At 64.8% G+C, this 18537-nt stretch carries 20 protein-coding genes and 1 riboswitch; of the genes, 9 read left to right on the top strand and 11 right to left on the bottom strand.

Going from position 1 to position 18537, the window contains the following annotated elements; translation table 11 throughout:
* Positions 1-291: 291 nt before the first annotated feature.
* The 4 genes from E6C76_RS21715 to E6C76_RS21700 all read right to left on the bottom strand — a co-directional run bounded on the left by E6C76_RS21715 (position 292) and on the right by E6C76_RS21700 (position 2703).
* Entirely contained in the window at positions 292-690 is a 399-nt protein-coding gene (locus E6C76_RS21715; RefSeq protein ID WP_136350361.1) for a hypothetical protein, read from the bottom strand.
* 43 nt (positions 691-733) lie between these two features.
* Complete coding sequence (locus E6C76_RS21710; protein WP_136350360.1) at positions 734-1351, bottom strand: hypothetical protein; 618 nt, start codon at positions 1349-1351, stop codon at positions 734-736.
* A gap of 85 nt (positions 1352-1436) precedes the next feature.
* A complete protein-coding gene (locus E6C76_RS21705; RefSeq protein ID WP_136350359.1) occupies positions 1437-1994 on the bottom strand; it encodes a hypothetical protein in 558 nt (185 codons plus the stop codon).
* 94 nt (positions 1995-2088) lie between these two features.
* Positions 2089-2703: a DUF6630 family protein gene (locus E6C76_RS21700; RefSeq protein ID WP_136350358.1), complete on the bottom strand. Its 615-nt coding sequence runs from the start codon at positions 2701-2703 to the stop codon at positions 2089-2091.
* Positions 2704-2888: 185 nt separating this feature from the next.
* Here E6C76_RS21700 and E6C76_RS21695 point away from each other — a divergent pair, with 185 nt between their 5' ends.
* On the top strand, positions 2889-3092 hold the full coding sequence (locus tag E6C76_RS21695) for a hypothetical protein (protein ID WP_136350357.1): 204 nt from the start codon (positions 2889-2891) through the stop codon (positions 3090-3092).
* A 211-nt stretch (positions 3093-3303) separates the two neighbouring features.
* Here the strand turns inward: E6C76_RS21695 and E6C76_RS21690 are convergent, their stop codons facing one another.
* Positions 3304-3768, bottom strand: coding sequence for a DUF6998 domain-containing protein (locus tag E6C76_RS21690; RefSeq protein ID WP_136350356.1), 465 nt, complete (start codon positions 3766-3768; stop codon positions 3304-3306).
* A gap of 158 nt (positions 3769-3926) precedes the next feature.
* On the opposite strand from E6C76_RS21690, the gene E6C76_RS21685 reads away from it, so the two are divergent.
* Positions 3927-4910 carry an integron integrase gene (locus E6C76_RS21685; RefSeq protein WP_136350355.1) on the top strand — a complete coding sequence of 328 codons (984 nt, stop codon included), beginning with the start codon at positions 3927-3929 and terminating at the stop codon, positions 4908-4910.
* A gap of 6 nt (positions 4911-4916) precedes the next feature.
* Here the strand turns inward: E6C76_RS21685 and metH are convergent, their stop codons facing one another.
* The 3 genes from metH to bamE form a co-directional block, all read right to left on the bottom strand.
* Positions 4917-8618: a methionine synthase gene (metH, locus tag E6C76_RS21680; RefSeq protein ID WP_136350354.1), complete on the bottom strand. Its 3702-nt coding sequence runs from the start codon at positions 8616-8618 to the stop codon at positions 4917-4919.
* 77 nt (positions 8619-8695) lie between these two features.
* Positions 8696-8764, bottom strand: a riboswitch (S-adenosyl-L-homocysteine riboswitch).
* A gap of 50 nt (positions 8765-8814) precedes the next feature.
* Positions 8815-9438: an outer membrane protein assembly factor BamE gene (locus E6C76_RS21675; protein ID WP_136350353.1), complete on the bottom strand. Its 624-nt coding sequence runs from the start codon at positions 9436-9438 to the stop codon at positions 8815-8817.
* Between the two features lie 2 nt (positions 9439-9440).
* Positions 9441-9929 carry an outer membrane protein assembly factor BamE domain-containing protein gene (gene bamE / locus E6C76_RS21670; protein WP_136350352.1) on the bottom strand — a complete coding sequence of 163 codons (489 nt, stop codon included), beginning with the start codon at positions 9927-9929 and terminating at the stop codon, positions 9441-9443.
* A 98-nt stretch (positions 9930-10027) separates the two neighbouring features.
* Between bamE and E6C76_RS21665 the strand changes: the two genes are divergently transcribed.
* The 3 genes from E6C76_RS21665 (at position 10028) to E6C76_RS21655 (ending at position 12034) form a co-directional block, all read left to right on the top strand.
* The gene (locus tag E6C76_RS21665; protein WP_230976362.1) at positions 10028-10852 is read left to right on the top strand and encodes an ABC transporter ATP-binding protein; all 825 of its coding nucleotides are present in this window, start codon (positions 10028-10030) and stop codon (positions 10850-10852) included.
* Positions 10842-11573: an ABC transporter ATP-binding protein gene (locus E6C76_RS21660; RefSeq protein WP_136350351.1), complete on the top strand. Its 732-nt coding sequence runs from the start codon at positions 10842-10844 to the stop codon at positions 11571-11573. The genes E6C76_RS21665 and E6C76_RS21660 overlap by 11 nt, the downstream gene beginning before the upstream one ends.
* A 68-nt stretch (positions 11574-11641) precedes the next feature.
* Entirely contained in the window at positions 11642-12034 is a 393-nt protein-coding gene (locus E6C76_RS21655; RefSeq protein ID WP_136350350.1) for a rhodanese-like domain-containing protein, read from the top strand.
* A 19-nt stretch (positions 12035-12053) separates the two neighbouring features.
* Here E6C76_RS21655 and E6C76_RS21650 read toward each other — a convergent pair whose 3' ends face one another.
* From E6C76_RS21650 to E6C76_RS21640, 3 genes are all read right to left on the bottom strand, one after another.
* Positions 12054-13244 (bottom strand): multidrug effflux MFS transporter, encoded by a 1191-nt coding sequence (locus E6C76_RS21650; RefSeq protein WP_136350349.1) that lies wholly within the window; start codon positions 13242-13244, stop codon positions 12054-12056.
* A gap of 75 nt (positions 13245-13319) precedes the next feature.
* The gene (locus E6C76_RS21645) at positions 13320-14822 is read right to left on the bottom strand and encodes a YifB family Mg chelatase-like AAA ATPase (RefSeq protein WP_136350348.1); all 1503 of its coding nucleotides are present in this window, start codon (positions 14820-14822) and stop codon (positions 13320-13322) included.
* Between the two features lie 80 nt (positions 14823-14902).
* Positions 14903-15157, bottom strand: a complete 255-nt coding sequence (locus E6C76_RS21640) for an accessory factor UbiK family protein (protein ID WP_136350347.1) — start codon at positions 15155-15157, stop codon at positions 14903-14905.
* Between the two features lie 281 nt (positions 15158-15438).
* Here E6C76_RS21640 and glnK (E6C76_RS21635) point away from each other — a divergent pair, with 281 nt between their 5' ends.
* The 4 genes from glnK (E6C76_RS21635) (at position 15439) to glnK (E6C76_RS21620) (ending at position 18537) form a co-directional block, all read left to right on the top strand.
* Positions 15439-15777, top strand: coding sequence for a P-II family nitrogen regulator (glnK, locus tag E6C76_RS21635; protein ID WP_136350346.1), 339 nt, complete (start codon positions 15439-15441; stop codon positions 15775-15777).
* A gap of 14 nt (positions 15778-15791) precedes the next feature.
* The gene (locus tag E6C76_RS21630; RefSeq protein ID WP_136350345.1) at positions 15792-17138 is read left to right on the top strand and encodes an ammonium transporter; all 1347 of its coding nucleotides are present in this window, start codon (positions 15792-15794) and stop codon (positions 17136-17138) included.
* A 275-nt stretch (positions 17139-17413) separates the two neighbouring features.
* On the top strand, positions 17414-18145 hold the full coding sequence (locus tag E6C76_RS21625; RefSeq protein ID WP_136350344.1) for a TorF family putative porin: 732 nt from the start codon (positions 17414-17416) through the stop codon (positions 18143-18145).
* Positions 18146-18198: 53 nt separating this feature from the next.
* Entirely contained in the window at positions 18199-18537 is a 339-nt protein-coding gene (gene glnK / locus E6C76_RS21620; protein ID WP_136350343.1) for a P-II family nitrogen regulator, read from the top strand.

Raw genomic sequence — 18537 nt, 5'->3', positions numbered from 1 at the left:
GGCTGCATCAGCGCCGGCTAACGAATGGGTTCTCCGCGTGCGTCCTTCATCAGGGTCCGCAGCCAATGAAGCGCTGCAAGAGTGACCGTTTGTAGTCTGGCCAGTCCGCACCTTGTTGTTCTCGCCTGGTTTGCAGATCACCCGGAAGGTATTTGTTTGGCAAGAAAAATCACTGCCGCTCCGTCGGCCACGGGATGCTATTGCTTGACAGATGGGGAAGCCCTTGTAGTTTGGTTAAGGGGCGGGCTTTAGCCCGTCCCAGTGAGCGGAGCGAGCGATTTGAACCAATTGTTAGAGGTTTTTCTCAAGCTCGCCGTCCATTCTGTATTCAACGCCATCTTCAAGCCACTTTCCTGATATTTCCAAGAATATATCTTCAAGTTTTATTGATACTTCAATAGGGCTTTCGTAAGCCTCGTACCCTTCATATTGGAACTTACCTAATCCTGAGTATTTTTGAGGCGACCGCTCGTTGGCAATGCAGTGCCCTGTAAATTTACAGCCGTCTTTTACGCCCACAAAATCGAAGCTAATTTTTCCTTCTGAGATAACGCAGCAAGGGATTTTATATATCCAAAGATGGTCTTCATTAGCTACATCAATTTCTCCGCTGAATTTTATGGAGTAATCCTCTAACGTTTGAGGTAACTGGCCGCCGGAGCGCGAAGCGCGGAGGGAACCCGCAAGCACAGCTTGCGGGCGGTCCGGTTGACCGAGAGGTTAGAGAACGGGGTCATGGATTCGCGGTCTTCCATGCCTTTACCTCTGTTATGGCCTTGTGTAAAGTTTCGAATGCAGCGTGAGAGCGGCCGAGATACGCCTTAAACGTTCGTGCAGCCATATGGACCGTGTTTCTGTCCTCTCGGAGAGCGTCAAGGCGTTTGACGAGTGGCGCGGAAATCATGTTTTCCTCTTCGGCAACGGCAATTTGCCAATAGAAAGTTTGCCGAGTTACTTGGCCTTGAATGTCTTTCACACCCCAATTGATTGGGCGTTGCAGCTTCTTCACGTCCTTGAACTTGTAGCGCGATCCGGTAACGTGTCCTTTAGAAATACCATAAGCAATTAGATCAACCAGCAGCCCCTCACAAACGGCGCCGTAGTCGATGAGTTGAGCGCGAACGTGGGCCATTTGTTCTTCATCTTTCACGAGCAATGCTAGACCGAGTTTGTATATCCATCGCGCGCCGTAGAGAGTCTCCGCGAGGGTTGTTCGAAGTGCCGGGTCTGTGACGTGAGAGAAAAGGGTTCCAGACAGCGTTGCTACGTCTTCAAGATCCTTCCGTGCGAACTCTGCGACGGAATTGATGATTGCTTGGCCAAACTGTTCTTGGATAGGCTTGTCGGACATGAGATGAGTTCTCTAACGTTGGAGGTAACCGGCGCCCTGCAGGACGGCAACGCCGGCCGGCAGGGCGTCCGCGTTGACCGATCTGTTAGACCTGGGCGCGCATAAATGCTCGAACACTCCTGTCTTCATCACCCAATGTTCTCACCCAGGTTTTTGTAGGAACACTGAACTTAAATATGTCAAAAACGGGAAAGACCGTTTTGCCAACCTCTGCCATATATGTTCCGCGAACCACTATGTAGAGGGATGACAGCGCAGCCGCTGATAGTGGCGACAAGGTGTATGAAATTGACTTTCCCGTCTCGTAAGTCAGCGAAATACCCTCTGGAAAGTCATCGCCGAAATGAGACAACGTCTTGATTGCTGACCCGTCTCTAATGAGGACTGCGGTTTGCAGCTTGACGTTATGTGCATTTGCATTCTTCCCCGCGCAATACGGAATTTCGAAGTGAAGCTTGTTCGGCTCAATTTCCTTAACTGAGATGCCTCTATGACATATGTCAATGATTGGAGTGATAGACCTAGAGCTTTCGCTCTTGGCCACTGATCTGGGGAAGAAAAGAGTCACGACTCGACGGCGCGGCGTTTCAAATGCAAAAAGCACGCCAACGATTCCGAGGATGAGCCCTACGGTTTCGATCATGTGTTGTTCCGAGGTCTAACGTGGAGGTGAGGGGCGCTGGGCAAGCGCAGCTTGACCGGCGTCCCAGCGGCGAAGCCGCGCCCCGACCGCAGGGTTAGGTATTCTGGCAAGAAAACTCTGCATGATCGTAGAGTGTAAGTTGAGCCGCTGTAGCAAGCTCCTTGGCGGTAGAAACGTCAGATGCTCTGACAATTAGCGAACAATAGGAATCGGACTCTGTTTCAAAGTGAAGAAGTGCGAGATCTCTGCTGGCTAACCAGTCAGACAGAGCTATTAGGGCTTCGGGAACTGAACCAAACTCCGCTTCACAATCATGCTCCCAGCGCTCGCTGACACCGAACGTGCTCAGAATCTCGAAAACCTGCCACACGATTTCCTCGCGTGCTTTCCAATCTAGTTGGATAAACACCCATTTGCCTCGCCGTTGACCTTCTTCGCCGGACATCACTTCGCTCAGTGCCTCAAATGAACCTTTATCACCATCGAGAGCTCGTTTCGCAACTCGGCACAAACGCTGAGATTCGGTCTTGTTTAGCTGGCGCGTTACAAATTGGAGGAAGGCCTGGAGCTTTTTCTTCCTAAGCGATGACTCTGCCTTGTTCTTGGGGTGCAATATCTCCCAGATTTCATCCTCCGGTACATTCGTATCGATAGGCTCCGCAGGGGTTGTTAGATCTCTATTGAGCAGCTTGCTCAGAAACTTAAGCATCGTGAATACCTAACGCCTGAATTAAGCCGCGCCACGAAGTGGCGTCGGCTTGAATGAATTGTTAGGGCTCATCACACGTGCCCCGATAACGCTCCACAGTACATCATGGACCGACATACAACGAGTTGGGCAATAGCGAACCCGGCACAACATGCCAGTGCACCGACGGCAAATGCAGCCCAAGGATGCATCTGTCGCTGGCGCGCAAGAACGGCGGCGATAACTGCGGCGATGCCAAGTCCGGGCAACGAGAACAAGTGGCCAAGGCCAAGAAGTCCGTCGGGCTGCGGCAAAGACGCTTGCCACGCCCAATAGAAGACGAAGGATGCGGCAAGTGCCACGGCGGCACCGGATGTAAGCATCGGGGGTGCTTTGACGAGCTGCACTAAGCCTACAAGGGCGAACCAAGCAATCAAGTAGTACCAGATTCCTGCATAGATCGGGTCGCCAACAACGAACGTTGCCGCTAGTAAGGCGAATCCAATCCCAAACGCAATGACGCTATCTGTCCGCCTCGACAATTTGCGCATGAGCCCTAACGTCTGAATTCACCGGCCTGCGCGGCTTTTCGCGCAGGTCCGGTGGAATGATGGGTTGGGCCTATGCCGAACGTAACCACCGAACGGCCCCGATAGATTTGAACTTGGAGATGCCCAAAGCACCACGCTCGTTTCGTGACTTGGAACCCGGAGCCGTGAGTGCAGCAATTACGGCCTCACGCGACGCCTCGTAAATAGCTGTAGCCTCAAAATCTCCGTCAAGGAGAACAAGCAAGACAGCATCGAATTCCTTGTGAATGTCGATGGAGCCCATGCGTTGGCCTGGCTTACTGTCTTCGAGTACACACCTACCTTTGATTTGAAGCCGAAAGGTTTGCCCCTCACGAATTTCGATTGCGTCGTAGCCAGCCTGTCTCGCGGGCGTAAGTTCGACGCCAAGAATTCGAGCCGCCTCATATTCGGCAACCTCTCCAGTAATGCCGAGTGGCTTTCCGGTGAGAGCGCGGTAACGCTGTGCGAGTTTCTTTGCCTCAGCCAAGATTTCGAGTGCCGGATCAACGCTCATTGGTAGGCCCAACGTGTTGTAGACAGCAAATCTGCTGCGTATGCGGGAAATTTGACGGATAAGGCCCACAAGACGTCATGCTCATTTGTCATTGAAACCATCGACTTCTTCGATATACTGTTTGCATGTACAGCACATACACAGCAGACAAAGCCATCATGCCGCCCGACAACGCATCGACCCATCCGCCCCGCCTGCTCGACCAGCTTCGTGAACGCATCCGCTACAAGCACTACAGCTTACGAACCGAGCAGGCCTATGTCCACTGGGTACGCACATTCATCCGTCACTATGGACTGCGCCACCCTCGCGACATGGGCGCTGCCGAAGTCGAGGGCTTTCTTGCGTGGCTGGCCAATGAACGCAAGGTGGCGCCTTCTACACATCTCCAGGCTTTGTCTGCGCTGTTGTTTCTTTACCGGGAGGTTCTCGCTATCGATCTGCCATGGCTGCAGGAGATCGGCCGTCCGAAGCAGCGCGAGCGCGTTCCTGTGGTGCTGTCACAGGCGGAGGTGGCACGCTTGCTGTCGGTGATGGAAGGCGTGGAGTGCGATCTGGCGTGCTTGCTCTACGGTACCGGGATGCGCCTGATGGAGGCACTGCGCCTGCGGGTGAAGGATGTCGACTTCGACCTGCACGAAATCACGATTCGCGAGGGCAAAGGCGGCAAAGACAGACGGGTGATGTTGCCTGCAAGGCTGGTGCCGGTGTTGCGCCGGCGCTTGGAGCAGGCGCGCAACGTATGGCAAAGGGATCGCGAAGCGGGCCTGCCCGGCGTCTGGATGCCCGATGCGCTGGGGCGCAAGTACCCACGCGCGGCGGAATCCTGGCCTTGGTTCTGGGTGCGGCCTTCAGACCGGATGTCGGTGGACCCGGTGTCGGGCATTTCCCGGCGACATCACCTGTATGAGCAACGCCTGCAACGTGCGGTGCGCAAGGCCGTTGCCAGCGCCCGGCTCACCAAGCCGGTCAGCGTACATACGCTGAGGCATTCGTTTGCCACCCATGTGCTCGACAGCGGATACGACATCCGCACGGTGCAGGAACTGCTCGGCCACGCCGATGTGTCGACCACGGTGATCTACACCCATGTGCTGAACAAGGGCGGCCGTGGCGTGGTGTCGCCCATTGACCGCCTTTGAACCGTCTTACAACAAGGGCGCCAGCCAGCGCGCCGCCGCTTCTTCACTGAGGCCAGTGCGTTGCGCCCAGTCGGCGAGTTGATCCTTGCCGATCTTTTGAATCGCGAAGTAGTGGCTTTCCGGATGGGCGAAGTAGAAGCCGCTGACCGCCGCGGCCGGAGTCATGGCCATCGCCTCGGTCAGCCCCATGCCGGTGTTGGCAGGCACGTCCAGTAGCTGGAACAGCGCAGCCTTCACCGTGTGGTCGGGGCAGGCGGGGTAGCCGGGCGCGGGGCGGATGCCCTTGTATTGCTCCTTGATGAGCGCGGCGTTGTCGAGCTGCTCGTCGTCGGCGTAGCCCCAGTATTCCTTGCGCACGCGCTCGTGCAGCCATTCGGCGGTGGCTTCGGCGAGGCGGTCGGCAAGGCTCTTGAGCATGATGGCGTGGTAATCGTCGTGCGCCGCCTCGAATTCGGCCAGCTTGTGTTCGATGCCCAGGCCGGCGGTGACGGCAAAGGCGCCGCACCAGTCGCGCACGCCGCTGGCCTTGGGGGCGATGAAGTCGGCCAGGCACCAGTGCGGCTTGCCGGGCGGGCGTTCGTGCTGCTGGCGCAGGCCGTGCCAGGTCATCATGGCGGTGTCGCGCGACTCGTCGGCGTAGAACTCGATGTCGTCGCCCACGCTGTTGGCGGGGAAGAGGCCGAACACCGCGCGCGCCTGCACCCACTGGCCGGCGATCAGGTCTTCCAGCATGGCCTGGCCGTCCTTGAACACGCCACGCGCGGTTTCGCCAACGATCTCGTCGTCGAGGATTCTGGGGAAGCTGCCGGCGAGGTCCCAGGTCTGGAAGAAGGGGCCCCAGTCGATGTAAGCGCGCAGGTCTTCCAGGTCCACGTCCAGCGCGATCACGCCCAGGGTGTTGGGCTCAAACGGCACGTAGCCTTCCACCGACAGCGGGTCGTAGGCGTTGGCGCGTGCGGCTTCCAGGCTGACCAGTTGCACGCCCTTCTTGTTGGCGTGCTGGGCGCGGATCTTGTCGTAGTCGGCAGCGAGCTGGAGGCGGAATTCCTCTGCGCCGGATTCGGACAGCAGCGCGGTGACCACGCCCACCGCGCGCGAGGCATCCGGCACGTACACCACCGGTTGCTGGTAGTGGGGCGCGATCTTGATGGCGGTATGGGCACGGCTGGTGGTGGCGCCGCCGATGAGCAGCGGCACGTCGAAGCCCTGGCGCTGCATTTCGGCGGCAACGTGGCTCATTTCCTCCAGCGAGGGCGTAATCAGCCCGGACAGACCGATGGCCTGGGCGCCGTGTTCCTTGGCGGCGTTGAGGATCTTGTCCGCCGGCACCATGACGCCGAGGTCGATCACCTCGTAGCCGTTGCAGCCCAGCACCACGCCGACGATGTTCTTGCCGATGTCGTGCACGTCGCCCTTCACCGTGGCGATGACGATGCGGCCCTTGCTGGCGGCGCCGGTGCGCAGCTTCTCGGCCTCGATGTAGGGAATCAGGTGGGCCACCGCCTGCTTCATGACACGGGCGGATTTCACCACCTGGGGCAGGAACATCTTGCCCGCGCCGAAGAGGTCGCCGACCACGTCCATGCCGGCCATCAGCGGGCCTTCGATGACCGACAGCGGCGGCTTGCCGGCGGCCTCCAGGCTGGCGCGCACCTCCTCGGTGTCGGCGACGACGAATTCGGTGATGCCCTTCACCAGCGCATGCTTGAGGCGCTCTTCCACCGGCCAGGCACGCCAGGCGAGGTCGGGGCCGGTGTCCTTGGCCTTGCCTTCCTTCACCGTCTGCGCCAGTTCCACCAGGGCATCGCCGGCCCCCGGACGGCGATTCAGCACGACGTCTTCCACGGTGGCGCGCAGCACCGGCTCCAGGTCGTCGTAGACGCCCAGCATGCCGGCGTTGACGATGCCCATGGTCATGCCGGCCTTCACCGCGTGGTAGAGGAACACGGTGTGGATGGCCTCGCGCACCGGCTCGTTGCCGCGGAAGCTGAAGCTGACGTTGGAGACGCCGCCGGAGATCTTGGCGTAGGGCAGGTGCTGGCGGATCCAGGCCACGCTCTGGATGAAGTCCACCGCGTAATTGTCGTGTTCCTCGATGCCGGTGGCGATGGCGAAGATGTTGGGGTCGAAGATGATGTCTTCCGGCGGGAAGCCGATGCCGGTGAGCAGCTCGTAGGCGCGGCCGCAGATTTCGATCTTGCGCGCGTAGGTGTCGGCCTGGCCCTTTTCGTCGAAGGCCATGACGATCACCGCCGCGCCGTAGCGCCGGGCCAGCCGCGCCTCGTGCAGGAACTTGGCCTCGCCCTCCTTCATCGAGATGGAGTTGACGATGCCCTTGCCCTGGATGCACTTCAGCCCAGCCTCGATCACCTCCCATTTGGAAGAGTCGATCATGATGGGCACGCGGGAGATGTCGGGCTCGGAGGCGATGAGCTTGAGGAAGCGCTCCATCGCCGCCACGGAGTCCAGCATCGCCTCGTCCATGTTGATGTCGATGATCTGGGCGCCGTTCTCCACCTGCTGGCGGGCGACCGCCAAGGCGTCGTCGAAGCGGCCTTCCAGGATCATGCGGGCGAAGGCGCGCGAGCCGGTGACGTTGGTGCGCTCGCCGACGTTCACATAGAGGCTGTCCGCCCCGATGTTGAAGGGCTCCAGGCCGGACAGGCGCAGCTTCTTGTCGATTTCCGGCACCTGGCGCGGCGGCACCGCAGCCACCGCCTGGGCAATGGCGGCGATGTGGGCCGGCGTGGTACCGCAACAGCCGCCGAGGATGTTCACCAGGCCGGACTGTGCCCACTCCACCACCGCCCCGGCCAGTTGCTCCGGCGTTTCGTCATAGCCGGTGGGCGCCAGCGGGTTGGGCAGACCGGCATTCGGGTGGGCGGAAACATGGGTGTCGCAGACCCGCGCCAGTTCTTCCACGTAGGGCCGCAGTTCCTTGGCGCCCAGGGCGCAGTTGAGGCCGAAGGAAATCGGCCGCGCATGCGACAGGGAGTTCCAGAAGGCGTCGGCAGTCTGGCCCGAGAGCGTGCGGCCGGAGGCGTCGGTGATGGTGCCGGAGATCATCACCGGCAGGCGATGGGCGCCGTTGCGCTCGAAGTCGTCGAACAGCTTCTCGATGGCGAACACCGCTGCCTTGGCGTTCAGGGTGTCGAACACCGTTTCGATCAGCAGCAGGTCGGCGCCGCCTTCCACCAGGCCGCGGGCGGCATCGTAGTAGTCGTCCACCAACGCGTCGAACTCGATGTTGCGGTAGCCGGGGTCGTTCACGTCCGGCGAGATGGACAGGGTGCGCGAGGTCGGCCCCAGCACGCCGGCACAGTAACGCGGCTTGTCCGGGTTCTTCGCGGTGTATTCGTCGCACAGCTCGCGCACCAGACGGGCGCCGGCCACGTTGAGCTCGTAGGCCAGTTCCTCCAGGCCGTACTCGGCCTGCGACACCCGGGTGCCGTTGAAGGTATTGGTCTCGATGATGTCGGCGCCGGCCTCGAGGTAGGCGCGGTGGATCTCGCCGACCACGTCCGGCCGCGTCAGCACCAGCAGGTCATTGTTGCCCTTGAGGTCGCGCGGATGGTTGAGGAAGCGTGTGCCGCGGTAGTCCGCCTCGCCCAGCTTGTACTGCTGGATCATGGTGCCCATGGCGCCATCCAGGATCAGGATGCGGCGGGCGAGGTGCTGGCGGAGTTCGTGGCTGCGGTCAGGCTGCATCGGCAGGGGCTCTCGTGTCGGGTTCACGTCCAACGGCACGGCCGCGCCAAAAGAAAACGGCGCGGCGAAACCGGAAGGGTTCGCGAGCGCCGTTGTTCGGTTGCCGAGCCTGGCCCGTCGTCAGGGTCGCAGCGCTCCTCGGCAAGGCCCGGATTTTACGGCCGGGCACCCCGAACTGTCGAGCCGGTGGTGGTGCCTACCAGCCCCACCACGGGTGCCAGTACGGGTAGCCGCCCCACGGGTAGCCCCACCTGTGCCCCCAGCCCATGCCCCAGTACGGCGAGCCACGCCCCACGCCGACGCCGAACATCCAGCGGTCGCGCGGGTATTCGTAGCTCTGGCTGGTACGCACCACCTTGCTGTCGACGAAATGCACGTTGAAGCGCAGGGCCACCACGTCGTAGTAGTCCTTGGGCACGTTCCAGTCCCACACCTCTTCGCCGGAATTGGCGAAGCGCTGGATGGAGCGGTACTGGCCAAGCAGGCGGCGCACTTCGTCCTGGGTCATGCCCACCTTCACGCGCGCGAGGTTCTCGGCGGCCAGCGCGTCCCACTGGCGCAGCACCACGCCCGTGGCATCCACCTCCACCATCAGGCAGGTGGTGCCGTAGGGCTGGGTGGCGAACTCCAGCACGGTGCTGCCGTCTTCGTTGGGCCAGCGTGCCGTGGGTTCGCCGCGCGCGGCGAGCGCCTCGGCCTCGGTGGTGAACGGCCGGGGCGGCGCAAACGCGGCGCAGCCGCTCAGCGCGGCCACCAGCAGCAGCAAGGCCAGGCGGGCCGGCCAGCGGAACAGGGAGGAGGTGATCGGCAGGGTATTCATGATCAGTTCTTCGGAATCACGTTGCGGCCGGTTCCCGTGACCTGCCCGGCGCGGTCGAAGGAGACGGTGAAGTAGGTCCGGTCGGTGACGACGGTGCTGCGTTCGATCAGCCACGACCACATCGCCTCGCCCTTCAGCTCGAAGAACTGGCGGGTGGCCGGACGGCCGAGCAGGCGCAGCACTTCGTCACCACTCATGCCGGGTTGGACGCGCGCGAAGCCGGCTTCGTTCAATACCTGCTCCACGCCGCGCAGGATGCCGTCAGTACCCAGCGTGATCATGTAGCATTCCACGCCTTCCGGCTGGCGGGAATACTCCCAGGTGACCGAGCCGTCGGCATTCGGCCATTCCACCTGCGGCGGGCCGAGGCGCTCACGCACCTCGGCGGCGGTGCTCACGCCGGGCTGCAATGCGCGCAGATTGTATGCGTCGCAGGCGGGCAGCCCCAGGGCGGTCAGCAGCGCGCACCACAGACTGAGCAATCGGGACATGGACAAAGCTCGTCAAAACGGTACGCTAGAATCGCATCGCGCCCGGCGCCGCGCAATCGCTGCCGGGTGAGCTTTTGCAACATCTCCGGAGCCCTCGTTTGCCGGCCACGCAGCAATCCCTGCCCTTCGAATCCGCACGCACGCCCGACGCCGTTCCACTGCTGCAGGCGCGCGGCGTCAGCAAGTCCTTCGACGGGCTGCGGGCCCTCGACGACGTCGAGCTGGACATCCACCACGGCGAGATCTTCGGGCTGATCGGCCCCAACGGCGCGGGCAAGACCACCTTCTTCGACATTCTTACCGGTTTCTGCACGCCGGACGCCGGGGGCATCGTCTTCGACCGCGTGGTGCTGCCGCGCGGCGAGCCGCGCCGGGTGGCCGAGCGCGGCATCGCGCGCAGCTTCCAGAACGCGCGCCTGTTCGACGACCTGAGCGCGCTGGAAAACGTGCTGATCGGCGCGCACCGCCGCTTCCGCAACGGTCTGTGGCGCACCCTGGCGCGCCTGCCCGGCCTGCGCGTGGCCGAGCGCCTGGCCCACGAGGAAGCCCGCGCCCTGCTCGACTATGTCGGCCTTGGCGGCCACGCCGACACCCTGGCCGGCACGCTGCCGCACGGCGACCGCCGCCGCCTGGAAATCGCCCGCGCGCTGGCCGCCCACCCCACCCTGCTGGCGCTCGACGAACCGGCCGCCGGCATGAACGCCACCGAAACCGACGACCTCGCCCGGCTGCTCCGGCGCATCCGCGCCGACGGCACCACGGTGTTGCTGATCGAGCACGACATGGCGCTGGTGATGGAACTGTGCGACCGCGTGGCGGTGCTCGACGCCGGCCGCAAGATCGCCGAGGACACGCCGGCCGCCGTGCAGGGCGACCCGACGGTCATCGAGGCCTATCTGGGCGGCCCGCGGCATGCCGGCTGAGCGCCTCTCCCGCCTGCTGCGCCTGTCCGGCGTGGCCGTGGATCACGGCTCGCTGCATGCGGTGCGCGGCCTCGACCTGGAGGTGTGCGAAGGCGAGGTGGTCGCGCTGATCGGCGCCAACGGCGCGGGCAAGAGCACCACGCTGAACGCCATCGCCGGCCTGCTGCCGCTGGCGGCCGGCGAGATCCACTACCTCGGCAGTGCGCTGGGCGGCATGCCGGCCCACGAGCGCGTGCGCCAGGGCATCGCCCTGGTCCCCGAGGGACGCGGCCTGTTCACCCGCCTGACGGTCGCCGAAAACCTGCGCCTGGGCGCCTACACGCGCATGGAAGGCCCCATGCTGCGCAACGACCTGGAACGCGTCTGCACCCTGCTGCCGCGCATCCGTGAACGCCTCGACCAGCGCGCCGGCACACTGTCCGGCGGCGAGCAGCAGATGCTCGCACTGGCCCGCGCCCTGCTCGCCCGCCCCCGCCTGCTGCTGCTCGATGAACCCTCCACCGGCCTCGCCCCCCGGCTGGTGGAAACGCTGTTCGACACCATCGCGGCCATCGCGCGCGGCGGAGTGAGCATCCTGCTGGTCGAGCAGAACGCCGCATTGGCGCTGGAACTGGCCTCGCGCGCCTACGCCATGGCCAACGGCCGCGTGGTGCTGGAAGGCGAGGCCGCTGCGCTGCGCGCCGACCCCGCGGTGCGCGCCGCCTATCTGGGCGGACGCTGAGCCGTGCCGGCCGCGCGGATGATGCGCGTATACTCCGCCCTTCCGTCATCCCTCCACCCAGCCCTGCCATGAACGAGCTGACTCCCCGGCAAGCCCACGACTACCTGCGCGAGCATCCCGAGGCCCTGCTGATCGACGTGCGCAGCGAGATCGAACACCTGTTCGTCGGCCGTCCGCCGGGCGCCATCCACGTCGCCTGGAGCGAGCCGCCGGAATGGGAGATCAACCCAAATTTCGCCGAGGAAGTCCGCCGCCTGGCCGAGGACGATCTGCACCGCCCGACGCTGGTGATCTGCCGCAGCGGCAACCGCTCCCAGCCGGCCTGTCAGACGCTTGAACAGGCCGGCTTCACCCGGGTGTTCAACGTGGTGCACGGCTTCGAAGGCGATCTGGACGCCAACCAGCACCGCAACACCCTCAACGGCTGGCGCCACGACGGCCTGCCATGGCAGCAGTGCTGAACACGCCCCGGCAACGCTCCTAGCAACGCCCCTCGCCGCGCGCGCGCCAGCCCAGGAAGCACAGCAGGCCGAGGGTCACGAAGGCGCTCATGCCCAGGCCCAGGGTCAGCGGCGTGGTCCACAGCAGCGGCGCCACGGTACCCGCGCACAGGGCATTCACGCCTACCTGCACGAAGCTCTGGCAGCTCGCCGCCATGCCCCGGCGATCCGGAAAATAGTCCAGCGCCAGCAAGGTGAGGCTGGGCATGGCCAGCGCCATGCCGAAATTGTAGATGCCCACCGGCAGCACCGAGGCCGGCAGGGCGGGCGCGAACAGCGCCGCGTAGGCCACGTTGAGCACCCCGGCGGCGAGCATCACCGCGAAGCCGGCGCCGATGGCGCGCCGCTGGCTCCAGCGCCCGGCCACCCGGCCGGACATCCACGAGCCGCCCATCATGCCGATCACCGCCGGCACGAACAGCCAGGCGAAGCCCAGCTCTCCCAGGCCCAGGTGCTGCATGATGAACACCGGCGCCGACATCACGTACAGGAAGAAGCCGTTGAAGTTGAAGCCCACGGCCACCACCAGCAAGGCGAAACCCACGCAGGAGAACACGCGCACATAGGCGCGCCCCAGGGCCACCGGTTCGAGCGGCTGGCGGGCGGCCTGCGGCAGCGTCTCCGGCAGGAAGCGCCAGGTCATCCACGCCAGCACGCCGCCGAACAGCGCCAGGAAGAAGAACACCGCGCGCCAGCCGGCGAGCGACAGCAGCACCCCGCCGACCAGCGGCGCGACCGCCGGCGCGGCGGCGAAGATCAGCATCACGCGCGCCATCAGGCGCTGCGCCTGGGCGCCGTCGTACAGATCGCGGATCACCGCGCGCCCCACCACCATGCCGGCCCCGGCGGAGGCGCCCTGCAGCGCCCGCCCGGCCCACAGCCATTCGATGGACGGCGCCAGTGCGCACACCAGCGAGGCGAACACGAACAGCAGCGTCGATACGACGATCACCGCGCGCCGGCCGCAGCGGTCCGACAGCGCGCCGTGCCACAGCGCCATGAAGGCGAAGGTGGCCATGTAGGCGGTCAGCGTCTGCTGGATCTGCAGCGAGGTGGCGCCCAGCGCCTGCGCCATGGCAGGAAAGGCGGGCAGGTAGGCATCGATGGAAAACGGGCCGATGGCGGCCAGCGCGGCCAACAGCGCCGGCAGCCGGGAGGAAGAAGCGGGCATGGGTAACCTTGCGGGGCGACGCCCGCTTGGAGAGCGCGGACGCGTGTAAGTTGCCGGGCGGCGGGCGCGGCGCCTTCAGCCTTCGTCGAATCCCCGACGGTACTGGATCGCCTCGGCCAGATGCGCGGCGCCGACGCGCGGCGCTCCGGCCAGGTCGGCCACCGTGCGCGCCACCCTGAGGACGCGATGATACGCCCTGGCGGACAGCCTGAGGCGCTCGGTCGCCGCCGACAGCAGCGCGGCGCCGGCCGGGTCCGGCGTGCAATGCGCGTCCACCCCAGCCGCGTCCAGCCGGGCGTTGACCACCCCCTGGCGGGCCTGCTGGCGTTCGCGCGCGGCCAGCACGCGCTCGCGCACCACGGCCGAGGATTCACCGGCCGGACGGGCCCGCAGGGTGTCTTCTTCCAGCGCGGGCACTTCCACCAGCAGATCGAGCCGGTCCAGCAGCGGGCCGGACAGCCGGCCCCGATAGCGCGCCACCTGATCCGGCGTGCACCGGCAGGCGCGGCGGGGATGCCCGGCATAGCCGCAGGGGCAGGGATTCATCGCCGCCACCAGTTGGAAGGCGGCCGGGTAGCTGACCCGCCGGTTGGCCCGGGCGATGGTCACCGAACCGGTTTCCAGCGGTTCGCGCAGCGCTTCCAGCGTACGGCGGTTGAACTCCGGCAATTCATCGAGGAACAGCGTGCCGAAATGCGCCAGGGAGATTTCGCCGGGCAGGATGTTGCCCGCCCCGCCGCCGATCAGCGCGGCCGTGGAAGCGGAGTGGTGGGGCGCCCGCACGGGCCGGCGCCGCCAGTTTGCCGGATCGAAGCCGCCGTGCAGGGATTGCAACGCGGCGCAGGCCAGCGCCTCCTCCTCGTCGAGCGGCGGCAGCAGGCCGGGCAGGCGCTGGGCGAGCATGGACTTGCCGGTGCCCGGCGGGCCGAACATCAGCAGCGCGTGCCCGCCTGCTGCCGCCACTTCCAGCACGCGGCGGGCCTGCTGCTGGCCCTTGACGTCGGCCAGATCGGGCAGCGCTTCGGCGGGCGGACCGGACAACCCGCCCCGCCAGGGCTCGATGGGCTGGTGGCCGTTGAGATGGGCGCACACGGCGAGCAGATCGTTAGCCGGCAGGACCCGCGTCGCGCGCGCCAGCGCCGCCTCGTCCGCGTTGGCGGCCGGCACCACCAGTGCGCGCCCCATCCGCCCGGCGTGCAGGGCAGCGGCAAGCACGCCGCGCACCGGGCGCAGTTCGCCGCCGAGCGAAAGCTCGCCGAGGAATTCGCAGCCCTCGAGCGCGGCCGCGTCGACCTGGCCGGAGGCGGCGAGCACGCCGATGGCGATGGGCAGGTCGAAACGCCCGCCTTCCTTGGGCAGATCGGCCGGCGCCAGGTTGACGGTGATGCGGCGCTGGGGAAATTCGAATTGTGCGGTGGCGATGGCGGCGCGCACGCGGTCGCGCGCCTCGCGCACTTCGGCGTCGGGCAGGCCGACCAGGTTGAAGGCCGGCAGGCCGTTGGCCAGGTGCACCTCGACGACGACCGGCGGGGCATCCATGCCGTCGACCGCGCGCGCATGAACGAGGGCGAGCGACATGCCCGGACTCCGTGACGGGGAAACCCGCAGTCTAGCGCATTGTCATGAAATCCGCCGCATGCGACGGGCGGATGAAGGGCTCAGTCGTTGCGTTCGCGACCTTCGAGGCGGGCTTCCAGCTCGCCGACGCGCTGCTCCAGCTGGGCGAGGCGCTGGCGGGCCTGGGCGAGCACTTCGCGCTGCACCTCGAATTCCTCGCGGGTGACCAGATCGAGACGGCCGAAGGCGCTGCCGAGCAGCGCGCGCACGTTCTTCTCGATGTCGCGCGCCGGACTGGCGGCGGCGATCTCGGAAAGCTTGGCGCCGATTTCGTCGAGGATGCGTGGAGTGCTCATGGCCGGTTCCGCAGGCAGGTGACAGACGGCCGCGAGTGTAGCACGGCCGCCCGGGGTGGCGCGGAGAGCGCACCAAATCGGTGCATTTGCACCCAAATGGTCCGATTTGTCATTGCTGCGCAGCAACATTCCACCGAATCATCGTCCTGAACCCTCCTTTTGACGGGATTCAGCCGTTCTGGCATGGAATCCGCTAGGGAGCGGCCGCCATGTAGCAAACCGGGAGACCCACCCATGTGCATGCTCGCCATCCCACCCACGCAGGCATAAGGAGCGCCTCAATGAAATTCATCACCGCGATCATCAAGCCGTTCAAGCTGGACGAAGTGCGCGAGGCCCTGTCGGCCATCGGCGTGCAGGGCATCACCGTCACCGAGGTCAAGGGCTTCGGCCGCCAGAAAGGCCACACCGAGCTGTATCGGGGCGCCGAGTACGTCGTCGACTTCCTGCCCAAGGTGAAGGTCGAGGCGGCCATCCGCGCCGACGTCCTCGACCAGGCCATCGAAGCCATCGAGAAAGCCGCCTCCACCGGGAAGATCGGCGACGGCAAGATCTTCGTCTTCGATCTGGAACAGGCCATCCGCATCCGCACCGGCGAGACCGGCGGCGACGCGCTGTGAAGGAGAGCACCCGCATGAAAAAGATCCTCACCCCCCTGCTGGCGGCCGCGGCCGCCGGTTTCACCGCGCCGGCGCTGGCCGATGAGGCCGCCGTGCTGAACAACGTGTATCACCTGCAGTACGCGCTGGATACTTTCTACTTCCTGATCTGCGGCGCGCTGGTGATGTGGATGGCGGCCGGCTTCGCCATGCTGGAATCCGGCCTGGTACGCAGCAAGAGCACGGTCGAGATCCTCACCAAGAACGTCGGCATGTTCGCCATCGCCTGCATCATGTACCTGGTGTGCGGCTATGCCATCATGTACGGCGGCGGCGTGTTCCTGTCGGGCATCGACGGCGGCGAGGGCCTGGTCGATGAGGCGCTGTCGGCCTTCGCCGAGCGCGACGGCTTCGACGGCGATTCGGTGTATTCCGGCGCGTCCGACTTCTACTTCCAGGTAGTGTTCGTGGCCACCGCGGTGTCCATCGTCTCCGGCGCGGTCGCCGAGCGCATGAAGCTGTGGCCGTTCTTCGCCTTCGTGGTGGTGATGACCGGCTTCATCTACCCGATGGAAGGCGCGTGGACCTGGAACGGCGACGACGTGTTCGGCCTGTACAACCTGGGCGACCTGGGCTTCTCCGACTTCGCCGGTTCCGGCATCGTGCATATGGCCGGCGCCGCCGCCGCGCTGGCGGGCGTGATCCTGCTCGGGCCCCGCAAGGGCAAGTACGCCGCGGACGGCTCGATCCACCCGATTCCGGGCGCCAACCTGCCGCTGGCCACGCTGGGCACCTTCATCCTGTGGATGGGCTGGTTCGGCTTCAACGGCGGCTCGGTGCTGAAGCTGGGCGACATCGCCAACGCCAACGCGGTGGCCATGGTGTTCCTCAACACCAATACCGCCGCCGCCGGGGGCGCCATCGCCGCACTGATCGTCTCCCGCCTGCTGTTCGGCAAGGCCGACCTGACCATGCTGCTCAACGGCGCGCTGGCCGGTCTGGTGACCATCACCGCCGAGCCCTCCACCCCCACCCCGCTGCTCGCCACCCTGTTCGGCGCGGCCGGCGGCGTGCTGGTGGTGCTGTCGATCACCTTCCTGGACAAGCTGAAGATCGACGACCCGGTGGGCGCCATCTCGGTGCACGGCACCTGCGGCATCCTCGGCCTGCTGCTGGTGCCGCTGACCAACAGCGATTCCACCTTCCTGGGGCAGATCGTCGGCGGCCTGACCATCTTCGTCTGGGTGTTCGGCCTGAGCCTGATCGTCTGGGCCATCCTGAAGGCGGTGTTCGGCATCCGCATCTCCGAGGAAGAGGAATACGAAGGCGCCGACCTGACCGAATGCGGCCAGGAAGCCTATCCGGAGTTCGTCAGCAAGTAAGCGCGCCGGCACGGCCCGCTGCGCGGCGGGCCGATCGCGCGAAAGGGGGCCCCGGCCCCCTTTTTCATTGTCCAAGCTGCTTTTGGTGCCGGGCCCTGGCCGGCATGCACCATTGTCGTGCATGGCGGTGAGGCGCACACCCCGCACATGCTTGCCGGAAGCATGGAACCAGGCAGGAATGTTGTGCTGCAACAAGCACTTTGGCGGGTTTCCTACAATCTGGCACGGAGAATGCATTGGATGCCGCGCACAGCCCTTTTCCCAAGGAGAAAACCATGCATCAACGCATTCTCGCCCCCATCGCCGTCGCGACGCTGCTCGCCTCCGGCGCCGCCATGGCCGAAGACAGCCCGTTCTCCGCAAACGTGAGCATCGTCTCGGACTACACCTTCCGCGGCATCAGCCAGACCGATCAGCGCCCCGCCCTGCAGGGTGGCTTCGACTACGCGCACGACAGCGGCTTCTACGTCGGTTTCTGGGCTTCCAACGTGTCCTGGCTGCGCGACATGGAGAAGGGCACGGGCGTGAGCTCCAGCAGCAGCCTGGAAACCAACATCTACGCCGGCTACGCCACCGAGATCGGTCCGCTGGGCGTCGATGTGGGCCTGCTGCAGTACTACTATCCCGGTGACTTCGACTCCGCCTGGAAGGCTGCCACCGGCTCGAAGAATCCGAACACCCTGGAAGCCTACGTCGGCCTGTCCTGGGAGTTCCTCTCCTTCACCTATTCGCACACCCTGTCGTCCAACCAGTTCGGTGTCGAAGACGCCAAGAACAGCGGCTACTACGACCTGTCGGTCTCCTACCCGATCTACGACGCCCTGACCCTGGACGCCCACTACGGCTATTCGGATACCCGCAACGCCGACAACTACGAAGACTGGAAGCTCGGTGCCACCTACTCCTACGGCGGCTTCGACTTCGGCCTGCACTACGTCGATACCGACATCAAGAACTCGCGCGTCGCCGACGACCGCGTGGTGCTGTCGGTGAGCCGTTCCTTCTAAGCCTCGCCCGCGCGCCGGGGCAGCCCGCCCCGGCCGGGTGACCGGAGACCACCATGAAGTTCATTACCGCGATCATCAAGCCGTTCAAGCTGGACGAAGTGCGCGAGGCCCTCTCGGCCATCGGCGTGCAGGGCATCACCGTCACCGAGGTCAAGGGTTTCGGCCGCCAGAAGGGCCACACCGAGCTCTACCGCGGCGCCGAATACGTCGTCGACTTCCTGCCCAAGATCAAGATCGAGGCGGCCATTCGCGCCGATCTGCTCGACCAGGCCATCGAGGCCATCGAGAAAGCCGCCTCCACCGGGAAGATCGGCGACGGCAAGATCTTCGTCTTCGATCTGGAGCAGGCCATCCGCATCCGTACCGGCGAAACCGGTGCCGACGCCCTGTAA

Origin of the sequence: Pseudothauera nasutitermitis (assembly GCF_004801295.1) — a bacterium.
GTDB classification, from domain to species: domain Bacteria; phylum Pseudomonadota; class Gammaproteobacteria; order Burkholderiales; family Rhodocyclaceae; genus Pseudothauera; species Pseudothauera nasutitermitis.
The sequence above is the reverse complement of the archived record's forward strand: the minus strand, read 5'-3'. Positions and strand labels throughout refer to the sequence as shown.